Source organism: Algoriphagus sp. NBT04N3 (genome assembly GCF_019443765.1).
GTDB classification, from domain to species: domain Bacteria; phylum Bacteroidota; class Bacteroidia; order Cytophagales; family Cyclobacteriaceae; genus Algoriphagus; species Algoriphagus ornithinivorans.
In genome coordinates, this window is record NZ_CP048415.1 from 4,222,997 (window position 1) to 4,241,700 (window position 18,704).

The 18,704-nt window shown below is 39.6% G+C and carries 16 protein-coding genes; 10 read left to right on the forward strand and 6 right to left on the reverse strand.

Annotated features, from left to right (window positions below):
* Window positions 1–335 precede the first annotated feature (335 nt).
* Genes GYM62_RS18445 through GYM62_RS18455 form a run of 3 tightly spaced genes read left to right on the forward strand, consistent with a single transcriptional unit; the run spans window position 336 to window position 5,012 of the window.
* Entirely contained in the window at window positions 336–2,402 is a 2,067-nt protein-coding gene (locus GYM62_RS18445) for a T9SS type B sorting domain-containing protein (protein WP_219957472.1), read from the forward strand.
* Window positions 2,403–2,405: 3 nt separating this feature from the next.
* The gene (locus GYM62_RS18450) at window positions 2,406–3,431 is read left to right on the forward strand and encodes a type IX secretion system membrane protein PorP/SprF (RefSeq protein ID WP_219957473.1); all 1,026 of its coding nucleotides are present in this window, start codon (window positions 2,406–2,408) and stop codon (window positions 3,429–3,431) included.
* Window positions 3,432–3,482: 51 nt separating this feature from the next.
* The gene (locus GYM62_RS18455) at window positions 3,483–5,012 is read left to right on the forward strand and encodes a cryptochrome/photolyase family protein (RefSeq protein WP_219957474.1); all 1,530 of its coding nucleotides are present in this window, start codon (window positions 3,483–3,485) and stop codon (window positions 5,010–5,012) included.
* 1 nt (window position 5,013) lies between these two features.
* On the opposite strand, the gene GYM62_RS18460 is transcribed toward GYM62_RS18455, so the two are convergent.
* The 3 genes from GYM62_RS18460 to GYM62_RS18470 all read right to left on the reverse strand — a co-directional run bounded on the left by GYM62_RS18460 (window position 5,014) and on the right by GYM62_RS18470 (window position 8,214).
* Window positions 5,014–6,087: a porin gene (locus GYM62_RS18460; RefSeq protein WP_219957475.1), complete on the reverse strand. Its 1,074-nt coding sequence runs from the start codon at window positions 6,085–6,087 to the stop codon at window positions 5,014–5,016.
* Window positions 6,084–7,007, reverse strand: coding sequence for a mechanosensitive ion channel family protein (locus tag GYM62_RS18465; RefSeq protein ID WP_219957476.1), 924 nt, complete (start codon window positions 7,005–7,007; stop codon window positions 6,084–6,086). The genes GYM62_RS18460 and GYM62_RS18465 overlap by 4 nt, the downstream gene beginning before the upstream one ends.
* 97 nt (window positions 7,008–7,104) lie before the next feature.
* Window positions 7,105–8,214: a hypothetical protein gene (locus tag GYM62_RS18470; protein ID WP_219957477.1), complete on the reverse strand. Its 1,110-nt coding sequence runs from the start codon at window positions 8,212–8,214 to the stop codon at window positions 7,105–7,107.
* 67 nt (window positions 8,215–8,281) lie between these two features.
* Between GYM62_RS18470 and GYM62_RS18475 the strand changes: the two genes are divergently transcribed.
* Entirely contained in the window at window positions 8,282–9,520 is a 1,239-nt protein-coding gene (locus GYM62_RS18475; RefSeq protein ID WP_219957478.1) for a M20/M25/M40 family metallo-hydrolase, read from the forward strand.
* A gap of 570 nt (window positions 9,521–10,090) precedes the next feature.
* Here GYM62_RS18475 and GYM62_RS18480 read toward each other — a convergent pair.
* Together GYM62_RS18480 and GYM62_RS18485 are read right to left on the reverse strand one after the other, a co-directional pair.
* Entirely contained in the window at window positions 10,091–11,158 is a 1,068-nt protein-coding gene (locus tag GYM62_RS18480; protein WP_219957479.1) for an IS3 family transposase, read from the reverse strand.
* Window positions 11,134–11,463 (reverse strand): transposase, encoded by a 330-nt coding sequence (locus GYM62_RS18485; RefSeq protein ID WP_219956957.1) that lies wholly within the window; start codon window positions 11,461–11,463, stop codon window positions 11,134–11,136. Before GYM62_RS18485 ends, GYM62_RS18480 begins: the two co-directional genes overlap by 25 nt.
* Before the next feature lie 1,120 nt (window positions 11,464–12,583).
* Between GYM62_RS18485 and GYM62_RS18490 the strand changes: the two genes are divergently transcribed.
* The 6 genes from GYM62_RS18490 to GYM62_RS18515 all read left to right on the forward strand — a co-directional run bounded on the left by GYM62_RS18490 (window position 12,584) and on the right by GYM62_RS18515 (window position 16,490).
* Window positions 12,584–12,991, forward strand: a complete 408-nt coding sequence (locus tag GYM62_RS18490) for a hypothetical protein (RefSeq protein ID WP_219957480.1) — start codon at window positions 12,584–12,586, stop codon at window positions 12,989–12,991.
* Between the two features lie 12 nt (window positions 12,992–13,003).
* Window positions 13,004–13,759 (forward strand): DUF6438 domain-containing protein, encoded by a 756-nt coding sequence (locus tag GYM62_RS18495; RefSeq protein ID WP_219957481.1) that lies wholly within the window; start codon window positions 13,004–13,006, stop codon window positions 13,757–13,759.
* A gap of 228 nt (window positions 13,760–13,987) precedes the next feature.
* Window positions 13,988–14,533, forward strand: a complete 546-nt coding sequence (locus GYM62_RS18500) for a hypothetical protein (RefSeq protein WP_219957482.1) — start codon at window positions 13,988–13,990, stop codon at window positions 14,531–14,533.
* 318 nt (window positions 14,534–14,851) lie between these two features.
* Window positions 14,852–15,310, forward strand: a complete 459-nt coding sequence (locus GYM62_RS18505) for a mobile mystery protein A (RefSeq protein WP_219957483.1) — start codon at window positions 14,852–14,854, stop codon at window positions 15,308–15,310.
* Window positions 15,301–15,897 carry a mobile mystery protein B gene (locus GYM62_RS18510; protein WP_219957484.1) on the forward strand — a complete coding sequence of 199 codons (597 nt, stop codon included), beginning with the start codon at window positions 15,301–15,303 and terminating at the stop codon, window positions 15,895–15,897. The genes GYM62_RS18505 and GYM62_RS18510 overlap by 10 nt, the downstream gene beginning before the upstream one ends.
* A 149-nt stretch (window positions 15,898–16,046) precedes the next feature.
* Complete coding sequence (locus GYM62_RS18515; RefSeq protein ID WP_219957485.1) at window positions 16,047–16,490, forward strand: hypothetical protein; 444 nt, start codon at window positions 16,047–16,049, stop codon at window positions 16,488–16,490.
* A gap of 10 nt (window positions 16,491–16,500) precedes the next feature.
* On the opposite strand, the gene GYM62_RS18520 is transcribed toward GYM62_RS18515, so the two are convergent.
* A complete protein-coding gene (locus GYM62_RS18520; RefSeq protein ID WP_219957486.1) occupies window positions 16,501–18,588 on the reverse strand; it encodes a cytochrome c biogenesis protein CcdA in 2,088 nt (695 codons plus the stop codon).
* Between the last annotated feature and the right edge of the window lie 116 nt (window positions 18,589–18,704).

An 18,704-nucleotide genomic window follows, 5' to 3' on the forward strand; every position in this document is an offset into this window, starting at 1 on the left:
AAAAAATCAAAAATATTTTAAAAAAATTTTGAGGCCTGTTTTTCAGGCCTTTTTCATTTCGTCACCTAAAAAAAGCTTCATCACCGCTATTTTTTGGAAATGGTAGAATTTCTAGAAAAATAAGATTTTTTAAAGCTGCATTTCATATTTGCTTCGTATATCCATACTCTTGGAAATTAGAATGAAACTATTATTATTAGGTGTAAATAGTGATTTCATAGAATATCATTTTGCTGTATATGATTTACAAAAAATAATATTCTAAAAAATGAAATACACAAAATACGTTTTATAAGGCAAATTTTACCCATCGAAATCCATAGTCAGTAAACGAAATGCAATTAGGGCTAAAAATATATGGAAAATCACTTCTTCTGCTCCTCCTGAGCATTGGATTGTATTTTCCTGTTTTTGCCCAATTTTCTTTTGAAGTTCCCAAATCAGCTAATGAGAGAATACTGACTTACAACTCAATTCAAGTAGAGGTTAGCGGTAAACTTGCTCTGTGCTCCCATTCTGAGAAAGGGCATATTAATTTGGATATCAAAGGAGGAACTCCTCCTTATACTTTTAGATGGAATACCAATGAAACCACTCAAAACAGAACCAATCTTTTTGCGGGTACTTACACAGTAGAAATTACAGATGCTACTGGATACAAGCATGTAGAAAAGATCATTGTTCAACCGCCTTTCCCTTTGATTTTAAATCCTGTTGAAAAGAAAGATGCAAGTTGCGGTTCCGGAAATGATGGCTCAGCAAAAATTTCTGTCAAAATCGGAAGAGGAGAGCCTTATAAAGTAAAGTGGAGCAATGGTCTGACCAATGTTTGGGAGGCAAACAATCTTAAGCCAGGAACATACACTGTAACCGTCATCGACAAATATAATTGTGATGTCACAACCAGCTTTGAAATAGGATCTGCATCTGCAGGAATGAGCGTATCGGAGTCTATCACCAACAGTTCTTGCCAAGGAAAAAATGACGGTACAATTTCTCTTTCTGTAAGTGGAGGTGTTGGACCATATACTTATAAGTGGAATACCGGTGCTAGCACTAAGGATATTTCAAACCTTAAATCCGGGATTTATGAGGTATTGATTAAAGATACTAAGGGTTGTGCTTTTCAGGGTATTTACAAAGTGGATGAGCCAAAAGGAATGGAGCTTAAGTCCAATGTCCTTGCTCCAAGCTGTTCTTCATCAGAAAATGGCCAAATCACTTTGGATATTAATGGAGGAACAGCACCATATACCTACTCTTGGAGCAATGGCATGACCGGATCTGAAATCAAAAACCTTCCAGCAGGTACTTACCAAGTAAAGGTTACTGATGCCTCAGGTTGCTTCATCCAACAAGAATTTAAGCTTGAAAATCAATCAGCATTAACTCTTCAGCTGGTTCAATCCAAAAACTTGAGCTGCTCAGGTGAAAATGATGGAGAAATTGAAATCAAAGTAACTGGAGCAAAAGGAACTGTTGATATCACTTGGTCAGACGGAGTAAAAGGTAGTCTTTCTAGGAAAAATCTAGCTGCTGGCACATATGAAGTGAAAGTGACAGATGAAAGTGGTTGCTCATCCACTAAAGCTGTTCAGGTTGGTCAAAATGAATCAATCACAGCCAGAATCGAGTCAGCCCTTGAGGTGAACTGTGATCAAGGTACAGTAAAAGGAAATGCTTGGGTTTCTTTCCAAGGAGGTAAAGCACCATTTAAAATTAAGTGGAGCACAGGTGAGGTTGACAAGAAAGAAATCACTTTCAACCAATCGGGAACGCTAAAGGTGACTATCACCGATGCCTTGGGTTGTAAAGTAGAAACAGAGGCGAAAGTAGATTTTCCTAAGGCGGCCACTCAGGGAGGAAGACTTGATTTTAACTATAGAAAACTGGTTATCAATGCTGATCCAGAAGTACTTACCCGGGAAGAAATACTTTTTGAAAGTGAGATTGCTCCTGAATTTATTGCCTGGGAGTGGAATTTCGGAGACGGAACAGTCTCCTCAGAAAAAGACCCAATTCATGTTTTTGAAAAAGCAGGGATTTATGAAGTGAAATTGACGGGCTTTGATATTTATGGTTGCTCTTCTTTTGAAACGAACAGAATTCAGGTGGCAACAGCCACTGAAATGGTAGTCATCCCGAATGCATTCACGCCAAACGGAGATGGATTAAATGACACTTTCTTACCAAAAATGAAGGCAATCACTGCCTTTCATATGGAAGTCTTCAATACTTGGGGAGAAAGGCTATTTGTTGAATCAGGTTTGGAAGCTCGTGGATGGGATGGATCCTACCGCGGACAAATCTTACCTGCAGGAAACTATCTATATAAAATCACCTATACCAACCGCGAAGGTATCCAAACTACCAAGAGCGGAGGAATCACCCTAATCAGATAGGTTATGAAAAGATTATTTACGTTTGTCATCCTAAGTATTGCATGCCTGAGCCTTCGAGCTCAGGATGTGCAATATTCCCAGTTTTATGCCGCTCCCTTGTACTTGAATCCGGCCATGGCAGGGGCTTCTGAGATGACCCGAATCGGAGTAAATTACAGAAATCAATGGCCAGGCTTGGATCAGTCTTTCACCTCATATTCAGCCTATTTGGATCATTATATTTTTGGAGCTAATAGTGGAATCGGAATAGTTTTCAACCGATCTGAGCAAAGCATGGCAAATTTGAGCGTTTCCGAAATTGGGGCAAGCTATTCTTATAGAGCCAGATTAGGGTTCAAATCATTTTTGAGAGTGGGTGGTCAGGTGTCTTACATGGATAGAGATGCATACTTTGGCAATTTGTTATTTGGAAGCCAAATCGATGATCAGACTGGAGCAGTGGGTGATTTCTCCGGTGAAAATTTGGGTTCTGATTTCCGTCATCAGTTCGTGGACTACAGCTTTGGAATGTTATTTCACAATGATAATTTCTGGTTTGGAGCATCTGCTCATCACGTGACTCAGCCTAATATTTCTTTCATAGAAGGAGAAATCAGCGAATTGCCTATCAAAGTTTCCGCACATGGAGGGATTAAATTGGATCTTTCAGGTGGTTCTTCTACCCAATTCTACAATCAAAGAACAGGCACTAAAGAATTGACTTTTGCTTTCAATTATAAAAATCAAGGGCCATTTACCCAGTTAGATTTAGGCACTCAGATTAACATCCAACCTTTGGTTTTGGGTGTTTGGTACAGAGGCATCCCAGTTTCTGAAAAATCCCAGCCTAACCATGAGTCTGTTATTGCCTTGGTAGGAATTTCATTGGGCGGCGGATTGGATATTGGATACAGCCATGATTTCACACTTTCTTCTTTAGGTAATGCAAATACAGGAGGAGCCCACGAAATCTCCATTCGATACAGCTTCTTGGCTGGCTCCGCAAAAGGGAGAGGCAGAACTTCCTCCATGCCTTGCTTCAAATATTAAAATCAAAACAAACCTCAATCAAAAAGGCTTTTATTAGAAAGCCTTTTTTTTATGTCAAAGACCTTACGCCTAATTCTCGGAGATCAACTTAACTCAAATCATTCCTGGTTTGATAAAGCCGACAAGAACAATCATTATTTGATTGCAGAAATGAGACAGGAGACAGATTATGCTCCTCATCATATTCAAAAAGTGCTTGCGTTTTTTGCCTCCATGCGAAACTTTGCAAAAAGTCTAGAGGAAGCAGGCCATCAGGTAATTTACTTTCAACTCGACGATAAAAATAATCCTCAAAAGCTGGATGAATTAATAGAGCAAGTTGTCAAAGAAGGTGAATTTGAAAGGTTTGAATACCAGCTGCCTGATGAGTATCGTTTGGACGAGCAGCTGAAAAATATTAGTGAATCTTTGGAAATTGAGTCTAAGGCTTATGATACAGAGCATTTTTTGACAGAAAGAGAATTCCTCAAGGATTTTTTCAAGGGCAAGAAGACTTATTTGATGGAGTCATTTTACAGGGAGATGAGGAAGAAGTTTGACATTTTAATGGATGGAAAGGAGCCAGTGGATGGAAAATGGAATTTTGATCAGGAAAACAGAAAGGCCCTGAAAGACAAGCGTCTTTTGCGTAAGCCAAAATTACATCCCAAAGATCTCAGTGATATTCATCAAATGATTGAAAAAGCGGAGGTCAAAACAATTGGAGAAGTAGATCCTAAAAACTTCTCTTGGCCAACTTCTAGAGAGGAATCACTGGATGTGCTGGATCATTTTTGCAAAAATTTATTGGTTCATTTTGGAGACTATCAGGACGCTTTGACTACTTGGGATCCTTATTTATTTCACTCGCGGCTCAGTTTTGCCATGAATTCAAAAATGCTTTCCCCACTGGAAGTGGTGGAGGAAGTAGAAAAATACTGGGAAGGGCATCGGAACGAAATCGACATATCCCAAGTTGAGGGTTTTATTCGCCAAATCATAGGCTGGAGAGAATACATGCGGGGAGTTTATTGGGCTAAGATGCCAGACTTTGCGGAGATGAACTTTTTTGGGCATGATCGCAAGTTGCCTGATTGGTTTTGGACTGGTCAAACCAAAATGAAATGCCTTTCCCACTCCATTACCCAATCTTTGGAGAAATCCTATGCACATCACATCCAAAGATTGATGGTCACAGGCAACTTTGCCTTGCTTGCAGGAATAGACCCCGATGAATTGGATCAGTGGTATTTGGGGATATACATAGATGCGATCGAATGGGTGGAAATCACCAATACGCGCGGGATGAGCCAGTTTGCAGATGGAGGAATCGTGGGGACCAAACCTTACGTTTCTTCAGCCAATTACATCAAAAAAATGGGCAACTATTGTGAACACTGTGCTTACAATCACAAGGAAAAAATTGGTGATAAAGCCTGTCCTTTCAACAGCCTATATTGGCAATTTTATGAAAGAAACCGGGAGAAATTAGAAAAAAACCCAAGAATAGGAATGGCTTATAGAACTTTGGACAAATTGAAAAATAAGCAGGAAATCCTCGATCAGGCTGAAAGTTATTTGGATAAACTTAATGAGCTTTGAGTTAGTTGAACCACACCGAAAAAGAGCTTAAAAGGAAAAAGCTTTCATTATCGGGTATTGGCACTCCAACTACTTCTAGGTTGTAATTTGGACTGAGGTATCTGCCCTCTAGTCTAAAAACTCCAAACTGTCCTATTTTTCGGTCCAGATTGAGAGATATTCCACTTCGCTGTAAACCGTAGTTCCCCATTGTTTCGGCAATTAATTTTTTGGGATCATTGTAATGCTCAATTCGTAGGGCAGTGGCAAAATTTGTAGTCCAATTGTATTGAGCAATGGCAGAAAAACCCCACCAAGCTCCACTTTCTTTACCTTCTTCGGACTGATATCCTAGGTGTAATCCAGAGATCATTTTCCAACGGTTTCCTAGGCTGAAATTTCCATATAAATTACTGAAATACCTTTCTTGCTGAGCCTCACGATTTTTATTTGTCCCCAAAAAAGTACTCCAATTTAAGGTAGTATTAGGATCAGGTTTATAAGTCATTTGAGTCCCAAAGGACGGGTCACTTTTGCCTTCTATTCCTTGAATCCTTTGCCAGCCATTAATCACTAACAAAGCGAAATACCACTTTTCATTATAATCCCATCCCAGGCGAAACCCTGTTTCGAAATATGGACTATTCTCTGCCGTCAAAGATCTGGATAATGTAAGGTTATCTCTTGAAACAGCGCTTTCTGAGCCAATATGAGAGGGTAAAACCCCAGCATCAAGCCAAAGAGTTCTGTTTGAATTCAATGCAAAACCGACATTGGCTTGGTTGATCCATCGGTAAGCTTTGGGCTCTCCAATTAAATTGTCTTGGGCATAAGTACCTTGTTGAAGTCCCAAGGTTGCTCTAAATCTACCTGATTTGAAACTGCCAGTAAGAAGGGCAAGATTTACATTAAATTGATTATGCCGGCTGTGATTGTAAAGGAAGGGATGCCGCTTAAATCCTTGAACATAAGAAAAATCATATCCATAATAAAGGTCGAGAAAACCACTTATTTCAATCTCTGTAGCCCGCTCTTGTTCTTGTGAGAAAGTTTGAAATGAGGCGAATAAAAAAGCTAAGAAAAATAGTTTTCTCATTTTTCGGTTTCGTTTCTATCCAATACAACCCGTGTTTTTGGTAAGGCATCCGGATAGTTTTTCTGAAGGAATTCTATCATTTTTTCCCTTACCAATACCCTCAAATCCCAAGCAGTAGGAGAATTTCGTGCCGATACCAAAATCCTACTTTCTACAGTCCTTTCGGAAGCATTGGTGACCTGAAGAACTTTGACTTTTTTATCCCATAGATTGGTCTTTTCCAGGATTCTGTCCAATTCTTCTCTCAATGCATCAAATGGAACCGTGTAATCGGTATATAGAAAAACAGAGCCAATAATATCAGCAGAGCTTCTTGTCCAGTTTTGAAAAGGCTTTTCCAAAAAGTAGGTTGTTGGTAAAACGAGACGTCTTTGATCCCAAATCCTGACTACTACATAGGTTAGATTGATTTCTTCTATCCAGCCCCATTCGCCTTCGACTACCACCGCATCATCCAGCCGAAAAGGCTGGGCAAAGGCGATTTGGATTCCTGCAATCAATGCCCCTATAGCTTTTTGTGCTGAGAAACCGATTATTATACCCGCTACACCTGCTGAGGCGAAGACTCCAACTCCGATTTTTCGAATAGGTTCGAAAGAAATTAATATCAGCCCAATTCCCAGGACTATGATAACAAAGTTGGTGATCTTTTGAAGGATGTTGAGTTGGGTGTAAACCTTTCTTGCCCGGAGATTATCTTCCTTGCTGATGTCATACTGTTTCAAAAAAATCCGCTTGAGAATTCCTGTAAAAACCAATAGACACCAAGTAAATCCCGAAATGATCAGAATGGTATTGAGGTGAGGAAGATAACTCCAAAAGCCTTCCCAAGATTCAGATTCTCCTTTGTAGTAGATTTTGGCTATGACCAGAAGAAGGGTGACCAAAAAAGGAATGATTAATCTTCGATAAATCTTCATTTCAAAAATAGGTTGAGAAGGCAGAAGATAAAAAAGGATTTGCAAGCATGCAAAAAAGAAAAACCGCAAGAGTTTTTAGCTCCTGCGGTTCCAAGCTTTAATCACCTATCCACTCCGCGACAAATAAGTTGGTGTCCCGAGTTCCGCCATTATTTCTATTGGAGGAAAAGACCAGATATTTACCGTCATTGGAAAAGACAGGAAAAGCATCGAAGGTGTCATTTTCAGTGATCCTGACTAATCCGGAACCGTCCAGATTGATCATATACAGATTGAATGGAAAGCCACGCTCGGTATGGTGATTAGAGGCGAAAATTAGCTTATTACCTGATGGATGGAAAAAAGGAGCCCAGTTCGCCTGACCCAAATCCGTTACTTTTTGAATATTGCTCCCATCTGCGTCGGCAACATATAATTCCATTTCAGTTGGCTTTACCAATCCTTCAGCCAATAACTCTTGATATTCTTTGATCTCCTCTTGAGTCTTAGGGCGGGAGGCTCTCCATACTAATTTGCTTCCATCAGGTGAAAAGAATGCACCGCCGTCATAGCCTAAATCTGAGGTTATTTGCTTTACATCACTTCCATCAATATTCATCGTAAACAATTCCAAATCCCCAGTGCGCATAGATGTAAATACAATTTTATCTCCTTTAGGGGATACAGTAGCTTCCCCATCATAGCCGGGTTCATTGGTCAGTTGGGATAAAATATTTCCGCTCAAGTCCGCAGTGAAAATATCATAAGTATCATAGATAGGCCAAACGTATTTTCCGTCATTTCTTCTTTCAGGAACGGGAGGGCAGGAATCTCCGCCCAGATGAGTGGAGGCATAGACGATGGTTTCATTGCCTGGAAGAAAATAAGAACAGGTAGTTCTCCCCAATCCTGTTGAGATCCGCTGAGGAGCGTTATTTTTCAAATCATCCTTTCTCCAGTCGGTATAGAAAATCTGATCACAGGAAGCTCCCCAGGCAGCATAGTCAGATTGGAAAACCAATAAGGAATCATCAAATGACCAGTAAGCTTCTGCATTGTTTCCCCCGAAAGTCAATTGTTTGATATTTCTGAGGTACTTCATTTCATTTTCTGAAAGAAGTAATGAGTCAGTAGCAGTGTGAGATGGAATTTCAAGCTCTTCGGTGCTTGAGTTTTTGGGAGAGCAGGAAAGGATCAAAGCGATCAAAGCGAATAGTAAAAGACGCATTTTGTATTCATTTTATTTTGCTGCGCGAAGATACCAATTATTATCTTTGGTCTAAACTCTTGCTTTTATGAAATCCAATACACTGATTATTACCTCTTTGATAGCAACTGTGATGCTGTCTTGCCAATCGGCTCCCAGCGATGATAAGCTCTTATCAAACTTGAAAAAAGATGTCAGTTTCTTGGCTGCAGACCAATTGGAGGGCCGTGCTATTGGCACAGAAGGAGAAGAGCAAGCTGCCCAATATTTGGCAGATCGTTTCAAGCAATTAGGAGTAGAGCCCAAAGGAACCTCCGGTTTCTTCCAGGAATTCACCGTTTCCAAACCATCCAATCCCCATGAAGAAGCAGTGATTGGCACAGATGGAGAAGGAATCACCGGTAGAAATGTTGTAGGCTTTATTGATAATCAGGCTGAAAAAACAATCGTGATAGGGGCTCATTTTGACCATTTGGGATTTGGCGGAGTAGGTTCTTTGCATAGGGGAGATTCGGCCATCCATAATGGAGCAGATGATAATGCCTCTGGCACAGCTGCATTGTTAGCTTTGGCAGAAATATTAAAGCATCAAAAGCATCAGTCCAACTTTTTGTTTATCGCATTTTCAGGAGAGGAAAATGGTCTTTGGGGATCTAATTATTTTATAAAAAATCCAACCATAGATTTAGAAACTGTCAACTTCATGATCAACATGGATATGGTTGGTCGGCTTAACGAAGAAAAAACCCTAGCCATCAATGGAGTGGGCACCAGTCCAAGTTTTGTATCTGCTTTGGATATGGTGAATGCAGACAGTTTGAAATTAGTGACTTCCGAATCGGGAGTTGGCCCTTCCGATCATACCTCATTTTACTTGCAGGATTTACCTGTTTTACATTTTTTCACTGGTCAACACGAAGACTATCACAAACCTTCAGACGATTCAGAAAAGATCAATTATGAGGGTTTGTTGAAGGTGGTGAGATACATAGAGCGATTGGTTGGGAAGCTGGATGAGGAATCCAAATTGGCCTTTACCAAAACCAAGGACAGTTCAGGTGATTCGCCCCGATTCACGGTTTCTTTGGGCGTAGTTCCGGATTATTTATTTGATGGCAAGGGTATGAGAATCGATGGAGTTTCCGAAGATAAGCCCGCTCAAGCTGCAGGCTTGCAAAAAGGAGATGTCATTGTGCAATTGGGAGATTCTACCATAGTGGATATGATGAGCTATATGCGAGCTTTAAGTGCTTTCCAAAAAGGCGATGAAGCGAAAGTATGGTACGAACGAGAGGGGCAGAAGCTGGAGGCACAGGTGAAGTTTTGAGGCCCAGCTGGAAAAATGCTCACGGCGTAGCAGTGGCGCACGGTATTGTCTCCCGCAAAATATTGAAGAGGCAAAGGGCGTGTGAAGCTATGCTTTCTATCCTCTCTATGTGGTTTAAAACAGGCTCGCGGAGGCGCAGCGGCGCGGCGGTTTTATTCCTCCCGCAAAGGATAGAAGAAGTAAAGAGTAATTGTGTAATTGATTAATCGAGTAATTGAAGGGGATCGTTGTTTGCTTTTGCCGATACTTCAATATTCATCATTCGATGTTCGATGTTCGATATTTTTTCAAGTATGACAAGGGTGTCTTCTTAAATTATCCATTTGATCTTCCACAAAGGAATGAAAAGGGCGTGTGAAGCTATGCTTCCTATCCTCTCTATGTGGTTTTAAATAGGCTCGCGGAGGCGCAACGGCGCGGCGGTTTTTTTCCTCCCACAAAGGATAGAAGAAGTAAAGAGTAATTGTGTAATTGATTAATCGAGTAATTGAAGGGGATCGTTGTTTGCTTTTGCCGATACTTCAATATTCATCATTCGATGTTCGATGTTCGATATTTTTTCAAGTTGATCTACCCCCCTATAAACTGGACAGAATTAGTTAGAGGTATTGAATTTAAATTATTTATTGATTTTGTTCGTATTGCAGAATGAACATCTTCACAGGGGGAACCGGAGCCTAGGCTTGGTTTCTCCTTGAAGAAAAATTTTACTTTCTTTCCATTAGTCCTTAGCCCTATTTTTTCTTGATTCCACAGGGACAAAAACTGCTCAGGGGATTTTCCAAGAAGCTCCTTTTTGATTCTTTTTCGATTATATACCCTGAAGAATTCTGAAAAAACTGCCCTTGCATGAATCAAATCCTGAAACTCGTAACCGGAGGTAACAGACTTTGATACGATGTGATGAAAAGATTCGATATGCCCATTTTGTTGCGGCACTCCAGGCTGAATAAATTCATGTTCGAAGGGTAGCTGCTGAATAGCTGATCGAAGTTCTTTAGATATAAATTGAGGTCCGTTATCGGTTCTAATCCGCAGCAAAGGTTGGGACTCCGAAGTCTCAGGATACTCTTGAAACATCCTCTTAATAAGGGCCACCACCTGGCCAGCCTTCATTCTGTAATCCAAGGTCCAAGCTAGCGCTAAACGGCTAAATGTATCCAGCGCAGTAAGCAGATAAGCTGTCCTGTTTGCTCCCGAAACATAAATGTACTTGATATCCAGTTCAATGGTCTGGAAAGGAAATTGCGCACAGGGACTGTTTGAAACTACCCGCTTTCGGCTTTTGGTTTCGTTCCTGGCCCTTTTTGGATAGAGGAGTCTGTGTTCTTTCATCAGTCTGTAAACCTTTTTCTTATTAATCAGCAATCCTCTGTTTTTAAGTTCCAGACACATCATGTCTGCTCCATAATTCAGAAAAGGCTCTAAACAGATGGATCTGATCAACTCCACTACCTGACCATTGGACATTAATTCCCCAGACTGCGTGGATGTATGTGTAGAAGGCTTTCTTCCTGCTTTTCCCTGTTTGGGCTTATAGTAGTAAGTGCTTCTCGGAATTTCGGCGAGAGGTAGCGCAGCGGCAGTCCTCAAACCCTGTTGCAAATAACGGTTTACGACTTCTCTCCTCTGTTCCATTCTGCAATCTTTTTTTTTAAAAGCTCAGACAGCATTTTCTTCTCCAGTTCTTTCTCAGCAATAATTTCCTTGGCCAATGCCAACTCCTTTCGGAGACGAATCAGCTCCTGTTCCTGAGATTTGCCCCGTCTGTTCTCTAATCCGTCAACCCCTTGGGCGTTATACCGTTCGGACCAGTCATAATATTGAGAGGGGGCTATGCCATGTTTACGGCAGCCCGCTATGACACCCAATCGCTGGATATCCAAGAGCATCCGCTCTTTTTCTTCCTTACTCCATCGTCTTTGTTCTTTTTTCACAATCATAAAATTAGTGTTTAATTCACTAATCTCAGTCCAGCTCTTTAAGGGGGTGAATCAAAGTATGACAAGGGTGTCTTCTTAAATTATCCATTTGATCTTCCACAAAGGAATGAAAAGGGCGTGTGAAGCTATGCTTCCTATCCTCTCTATGTGGTTTTAAATAGGCTCGCGGAGGCGCAACGGCGCGGCGGTTTTATTTTCCCGCAAAAGATAGAAGAGGCAAAGGGTTTATAAAGCTATATTTTCCATCCTCTCGATGCAGATTTAACAAAAAAAGCAGTGCAGGAGAAGGGTTATTGAGTTATTGGTTATTAAGATTTTATCCCTATTCCAAACAGAGGATAATTTTCCAAACTAGAAGAAATAAACTTTGTGATCTCCTTTGCGAACTCTGCGACTTTGCGGTAAAAAATAATCTTGCTGCGGTCTCGGTCCTCCGCAAAGGAATGAAGAGGCAAAGGGTGTGTGAAGGTATGTTTTCTATTCACTCTATGTGGTTTAAAACAGGCTCGCGGAGGCGCAACGGCGCGGCGGTTTTATTCCTCCCGCAAAGGATAGAAGAAGTAAAGAGTAATTGTGTAATTGATTAATCGAGTAATTGAAGGGGATCGTTGTTTGGTTTTGCCGACACTTCAATATTCATCATTCGATGTTTGATGTTCGATATTTTTTCAAGTTTGACAATGGTGTCTTCTTAAACTATCCTTTTGATCTCCCGCAAAGAATAGAAGAGGCAAAGGGTGTGTGAATTTATGTTTTCTATCGTTTCAGTTATTCAACCTTTGAGGTTTTTCAAACCTCGAAGGTTTATGTTTAGACCCAATCAAAACTTTGGGTTTTGTTCAAACCTAGAAGGTTTCATTGACCCTTTATTTTTTTAAGGCAGTATTTTTTCTATTGGATTAATTAGTTGAAATGACGTTCTTAGTCAAAGAAATGAGGTAAGGATTTTTTGACTGAAATAGCCGACAGTAAGCATTTGTTGTCGCTTTCCGTCGGATAAATGACCAAAACACCTTAGAAAAAGAGTTTTTAAAAAAATCTGCCCCTTCATACATAAGAAATATAGATGCTATTTCCTCCAGTTACTTGCCTGAATACAAATGCTAGCAGCGATTTAAAAATGACATTAAGGACACTTACATATTTATTGATCATAGTAACTGCTTTTGGTTGTGCCCAGAAAATCAAAAAGCAGGCGAACCCGCTAAACGAAAAGCTAGTTGGTGAATGGGAGCTTTATGTTGAAAAAACAGACGAATTTGACTTTTACAGGCCTTTTGGTATAGCTTTCTCAGATGATAGCGTTGAGTTTTTCAATGGCTTCTTCAAAAAAGAGATTGACTCAATAACAGGTAAACTACATTTCAGATATTTTGGGAATTTTACCAACTACAGGGTACGGTTTGACAGCATTTTTATTCGAAGTGTATTTGACCACACTTGGGACTATTGGAACTCCTTTGTAGAATTAAAAGGAGATACTCTCCTACTTGCTGGCAATGACAGCACTTTAAAAAAGTTTGTATGACTTAATTACACAGTGGACACAATTCAACAGTTTGACCAAATCGTTTATTCCAGTAGTGGTTGTTATGGTGAGTGCCCCATCTTAGACTTTTCGCTAGAAAGAAATGGACAATTCTTGTTCCAAGGAGAAGGGTATACAGAATCTCTTGGTTTCTTTAAAGGTAAATTGACCAGCAATCAGACTAATTTCATTTTCAACAAATTTCGAAAAGCAGATATCTTAAATATTGACAAAGACTATAGTGTTGGACATACCGATGACCAATCAATTACTACAACATATATTATCAATGGGAAAATTGTCAAGACAATCCATGATTACGGAATGGCAGGGCCTTCTGAATTGGTATGGGCATATATTCCAATATCAAATGCTTACAACCAGTCTAATCTTGACAGTATTCCAGAAGATGATCCTTATTATCCAAAACTTAGTTACTTCACATTTCATAAGGATTCTTTGATACTTTCTCTTGAAAAATCAGAAAGCTTCTATTTGTGGACCGAGCTTAAAAACAGCACTAAGGTTGACACAACATTCGATTCAAAATATGAATTGGAGTTCAGATTCAATTACACCTATTGGGGCCCAGACCCAAATGAAAACAGACAACATAAACTGAAAATAAAATCTATTGAGACTGACGGGAGACTTTTCAAGTTCTATTTTGAGAATGACGAGACAATAACCTATGACCTCGGTTACAACTTTATAGACAGAAATTTTGAAGAGAACAATTTTAGAAAACCAAAAGATTGGGAACTATAATAAATAAAATACTCTGCCAACATCGGTTATCGTAAATGCGGACTGACTGCTGAAAAAAATGAAGATATTGCAACTAAATAACATTCGGGCTGGTGGACAAAGATTCGGTTTCAAAATCCCGCATTTTCCATAGTCACGGCCGTTATAGGCATGTGTAAATAGACCGAGAATATAGAAACAGAATCATTTATAGTTTCAATACCTTATTGTTGGTTTATTTTAGATAATATGGAACAGAAATTTCAATATAAACTGTCAAAAAAGCAGAAGAGTGAAATAGCTCAGAATTTGATCGATATTTTACAGAAAGATGCAAAAATTAATAAACAGACAGTGACTTTTATAAGTAATTGGATTCGTACTGGACCAGATGAAAAAAGGAAGGCTTTTTTTGACGTGTGGGAAATTGTTTTAAAGAACTTTTTACCAAGGACTAGACCAATCTTATTTCGGGCGTGTACAAGGATTAGTAAAAATGGAAAGATAGCAAGTTTCACAGGACGATTAGAATGTGCAAGAAGATTTAGTAAAGGGAAAGGTTTTCTGATTATATGCGACACGAATGAAATACTTAAATTTGAAGAGGAATTATTTAAGCCTGGTGAGTATCAACACACATTTTATTGTATTTCTAGTGTTTTGGAAAAAGCAAAAAAATCTGGGGGTTGTGGATTTTCTGAACGGTTTTTGAGTGATTACGTGGGTGAAGACGAATATATTATGAGAGTTGATTTGGATAATATGCAAAGTTTTAAATGGATTCAAAATGAATAATAAAAATGAAAGAAAACACCTAACCCATGACAAGGCATATATCTAATGGGGGTAAACGGCTCCCAGCAAGGTTTCATTCCGCAACCAGCTTTGGTGTTAGCCGGCATGAAAGTGTTTCGAAACTGACACAAGACATATGCAAACCATTTCATTTAAAAAGAAATGTCCGCTCCTGCTTCAATGGATTGAATTTTTACTATAGTCAGGTCATCACCTTACTTTTATTAGATTTTTGTCAGGTTATAAGCTGATATTTTTGCTTTAGTCAGGTAATACCCTTACTTTTATATGTGTTTTATCAGGCTATAGCCTTACGATATGGATAAGAAGAAACTACAAATAGACCAACTTGAGTCTAGAATAAAACTGTTTTCGCCTACCCGTCAACTACCAAATCCGCCAACAGGATGGGTCAAGGCAATCAGATTAGCCTTAGGAATGTCCCTGCAACAGTTGGCAACCAAATTGGGAATGACGAAGCAAAGTGTTCAAGAGATTGAAATACGAGAAAAAGAAGGTGCGATAACCCTTAAGTCATTAAGAGAAGCTGCTCGAGCTTTAGATATGGAACTTGTTTACGGGTTTGTTCCAAAAGACGGATCCTTGGATGGGTACATTGAAAATAAGGCTCGTTCTTTGGCCGAAAAAATAGTTTCTCGAACGTCTAATACTATGAAACTTGAGAATCAGGAAAACTCTAGTGAACGAATAAAAAAAGCAATTGAAGAACGGACTAAGATAATCAAGCAAGAACTCCCTAAAACATTATGGGACTAGACCTGGAGTACATATATGGGCAAACCCCACTAAACGAAGATGAAAAGGAAGGCCTATTAATCTCAACAATTGCTACCCGTGAAGAATTAGATGAATTTGAACAACAAAATATAGAAGAAGCATTACAGTGGATTCTGACAAGATCTTTTAAAGCTGAAATCCTTTTGACCGAAAAATTTATATGCAATCTTCACAAACGAATGTATGGAAATGTATGGTCATGGGCAGGGAAGTTTCGGAAAACAGATAAAAACTTAGGTATTGATAAATGGCAGATACCGGTAGCTACAAAAGCCCTATGTGATGATTCATTGTTTTGGGTCAAAAATTCAATTTACTCACCTGAAGAAATTGCAATACGGTTTAAACATAGAATTGTAAGTATTCATTGTTTCCCAAACGGAAATGGACGCCATAGTAGGTTAATGGCAGATATCATTATCAATAAAATTTATAATTTACCCATGTTTAGCTGGGGGACAAGCGACTTGGTGCATCAAGGCGACGCTAGAAGTGCATACCTGAAAGCAGTAAAAGAAGCGGATAATGGTTTTATTCAGCCACTAATTGAATTTGCAAAATCTTAAAGAAATAAATGGGCGAAAGTAAACCAAAACCTAATTGGAATACTCATTTGATGCTGTAAACAGCTAAACCATTAATTCCCGCCCAAAAAAACCTCTCCAATTATCCCTAAACGACCTTACTTCTAGTGTCTCATCAAATTTCAAAATAGATGCTCAATCGACTCATATTTTCCATAGATATCCCAGCTGAAAAATCCAGTGTTTGGAAAGCTCTTTGGGAGGATGCGAACTATAGAAAATGGTCAGCCGCCTTTTTGGAAGGATCTTATATGCTCGCTGAAATTTGGGAAGAGGGAGGAATTGTACATTTCCTCGGACCAGATCAAAATGGCATTTACAGTAAGATTGAGCAATACTTTCCTTTTTCCATCATATCTTTCAAGCATATCGGGAAAGTGACAGATGCAAAACCCCAGCCTATAGATGAAGAAACCAAAACATGGTCAGGAGCCACCGAAACCTATAAGCTTATAGAAGGGGAAAACTCTGTAAAACTAGAAGTGGAAATAGATATAATGGAGGAGCATTTGGAATTCATGAAAGATAAATTCCCCAAAGCACTGGAGCTAATCAAAGAAAACTCTTGCTTATAGCATTTTTTCCCTAGTTCCTTTTTTCAAATTCTGCTTTTGCCCTATCCAAAAATTCAATGAATGCCGGAATACTGGTATCGTAGGAACGGGGATTCACTAGCAAATTTTCTTCATGATCCAAGATCACATAGTAGGGTTGCGCATTGTTTTGAAAGCGGGTGATTTGGAAATCGGCATTTTGCTTGCCCAAGGTTTTTTTCACTTTCCCATCGTATTCTGAAATGTACCATTCACTTTCAGGAAGCTCCAGTCGTTCATCGATATACAGCGCAACCATCACAAAATCCTCCTTCAGCCTTCTCAGAACTTCCGGGTCCAGCCACACATTTTCCTCCATTTTGCGACAATTCACGCATCCATGACCCGTAAAATCAATCAATAAGGGTTTATTGGCTTTTTTTGCGGCCTTTAAACCTTGCTCATAATCAAAATAGCCCTTGATGCCATGAGGAATTTCCAATAAATCCGAATAAACGACTGGCTCATCTAAAATATATTGGGACGACTCACCCAAAGCAGCTGCACCGTTTATTTTGAACTGCTGAGAAGTAAGGGGAGGTAAATATCCGCTCAAATATTTCAAAGGAGCTCCCCAAAGTCCGGGGATCATGTATACGGCAATCATCATACTGAGCAATGCCAACAATAGCCTGGGAACACCTATGAAATCTAGCGGAGAGTCATGAGGTAATTTGATTTTCCCTAAGAGATACAAGCCTAGAGCAAAGAAGATGACAATGTGGATTACCAAGAAAATATCTCGGTCTAGTATGCCCCAATGATAGACCTGATCCGCGATGGACAAAAATTTGAAGGCCAGCGCAAGTTCCAAAAAGCCTAAAACAACCTTGACGGAGTTTAACCATCCGCCAGACTTTGGAAGACTACTCATCCAACCCGGGAAAACTGCGAAAAGAGTAAATGGAATTGCAAATGCCAAGGAGAATGAGAACATGCCTAAAATTGGTTTGATCAACTCTCCTCCAGCGGAAGAAATCAAAATAGAACCTACAATGGGACCAGTACAAGAGAATGAAACCAAGACCAGAGTGAAGGCCATAAAAAAGATTCCGATTAAGCCTCCTTTTTCAGCTTTGGTGTCTACCTTATTCACAAATGAAGAAGGCAAGGTGATCTCGAATAAACCCAAAAAAGCTAAGGCAAAAACAATGAAAATCCCGAAGAAAAAGAGATTGGGAAGCCAATGGGTTGCTAACCAGTTTGCAAACTCCGGCCCTTGAATAGCTGCAACAGCAGTTCCTGCAATCGTATAAATTGCAATGATAGAAATCCCATAAATAAAGCCATTTCGAATTCCTGCTACCTTGGTTTTAGCTCTTCCGGTGAAAAAACTGACGGTCATTGGAATCATCGGGAAAACACAGGGAGTCAAAAGAGCTGCCAGTCCAGCTAAAAAGGCCAAGACCATAAAGCCCCATAAACCAGGGTTTTCTGTCCCTTCGATTTCTGTGGTAATTACCTGCTCTTGGGCGGGAGTTCTCTCTGCCGTTTCATCTGCCGGCAATACCTCCTCCTCTGCTAAATTAAATAGTCCGCTATCAGCAGAAGTTTGAGCATTTGGTTCAGTCGGGCTTTCTGTTTCAGATGCATTTGGCTGGGCTTTGAAATCAAGGATAATCTCTTCTTCATAATTGATGCATTGCCCTGTCAGGTCTGAGCACATCTGATATTCTAAGCTACCGCGGATCTCACCGGTGGTTTTAGAAAGGATCAAACTCTGCTCAAAAACCCCTTTTTTGATAAAATACGTTACCTCACCTTCCCAGACCTCCTCGTATTTTTTCTTAGCACCTACTTCCTGAAGTTTACCTTCGGGGGCATAATCATCAGAATTGCTGAGTTTCAAGGTAGTCAATAAAGGGCCCAGATTCGGGTCGAAGCTGGTTCCATACACATACCAACCCGCAGGGATTTCAGCCTCTAAAATCAGCTTTATCTCTTCTCCTACCTGAGGATTGGCGGGTTCAATTCTACTAGTCCAAACCGGAGCTTTGATGATTTGAGCTAAGGAATTGAAGCTTATCAGTATAAAAATTAAACTGAGAAAGCTAATATTTTGAAGGGATCTGAGGCTCATAAACTGATGGAAAATTAAATCAGGATAGATTTAATTGGTCGAAATGATAAGTGTTTATTGTTTATTTAAGCATTGAAAATTGCCTTTTGGTTCACTTCAATTTTCAATCTCTACTT

Coding starts and splice junctions, on each gene's coding strand:
- GYM62_RS18445 (WP_219957472.1), top strand. CDS start 336: ATGCAATTAGGGCTAAAAATATATGGAAAATCACTTCTTCTGCTCCTC.
- GYM62_RS18450 (WP_219957473.1), top strand. CDS start 2,406: ATGAAAAGATTATTTACGTTTGTCATCCTAAGTATTGCATGCCTGAGC.
- GYM62_RS18455 (WP_219957474.1), top strand. CDS start 3,483: ATGTCAAAGACCTTACGCCTAATTCTCGGAGATCAACTTAACTCAAAT.
- GYM62_RS18460 (WP_219957475.1), bottom strand. CDS start 6,087: ATGAGAAAACTATTTTTCTTAGCTTTTTTATTCGCCTCATTTCAAACT.
- GYM62_RS18465 (WP_219957476.1), bottom strand. CDS start 7,007: ATGAAGATTTATCGAAGATTAATCATTCCTTTTTTGGTCACCCTTCTT.
- GYM62_RS18470 (WP_219957477.1), bottom strand. CDS start 8,214: ATGCGTCTTTTACTATTCGCTTTGATCGCTTTGATCCTTTCCTGCTCT.
- GYM62_RS18475 (WP_219957478.1), top strand. CDS start 8,282: ATGAAATCCAATACACTGATTATTACCTCTTTGATAGCAACTGTGATG.
- GYM62_RS18480 (WP_219957479.1), bottom strand. CDS start 11,158: ATGGAACAGAGGAGAGAAGTCGTAAACCGTTATTTGCAACAGGGTTTG.
- GYM62_RS18485 (WP_219956957.1), bottom strand. CDS start 11,463: ATGATTGTGAAAAAAGAACAAAGACGATGGAGTAAGGAAGAAAAAGAG.
- GYM62_RS18490 (WP_219957480.1), top strand. CDS start 12,584: ATGACATTAAGGACACTTACATATTTATTGATCATAGTAACTGCTTTT.
- GYM62_RS18500 (WP_219957482.1), top strand. CDS start 13,988: ATGGAACAGAAATTTCAATATAAACTGTCAAAAAAGCAGAAGAGTGAA.
- GYM62_RS18505 (WP_219957483.1), top strand. CDS start 14,852: ATGGATAAGAAGAAACTACAAATAGACCAACTTGAGTCTAGAATAAAA.
- GYM62_RS18510 (WP_219957484.1), top strand. CDS start 15,301: ATGGGACTAGACCTGGAGTACATATATGGGCAAACCCCACTAAACGAA.
- GYM62_RS18515 (WP_219957485.1), top strand. CDS start 16,047: ATGCTCAATCGACTCATATTTTCCATAGATATCCCAGCTGAAAAATCC.
- GYM62_RS18520 (WP_219957486.1), bottom strand. CDS start 18,588: ATGAGCCTCAGATCCCTTCAAAATATTAGCTTTCTCAGTTTAATTTTT.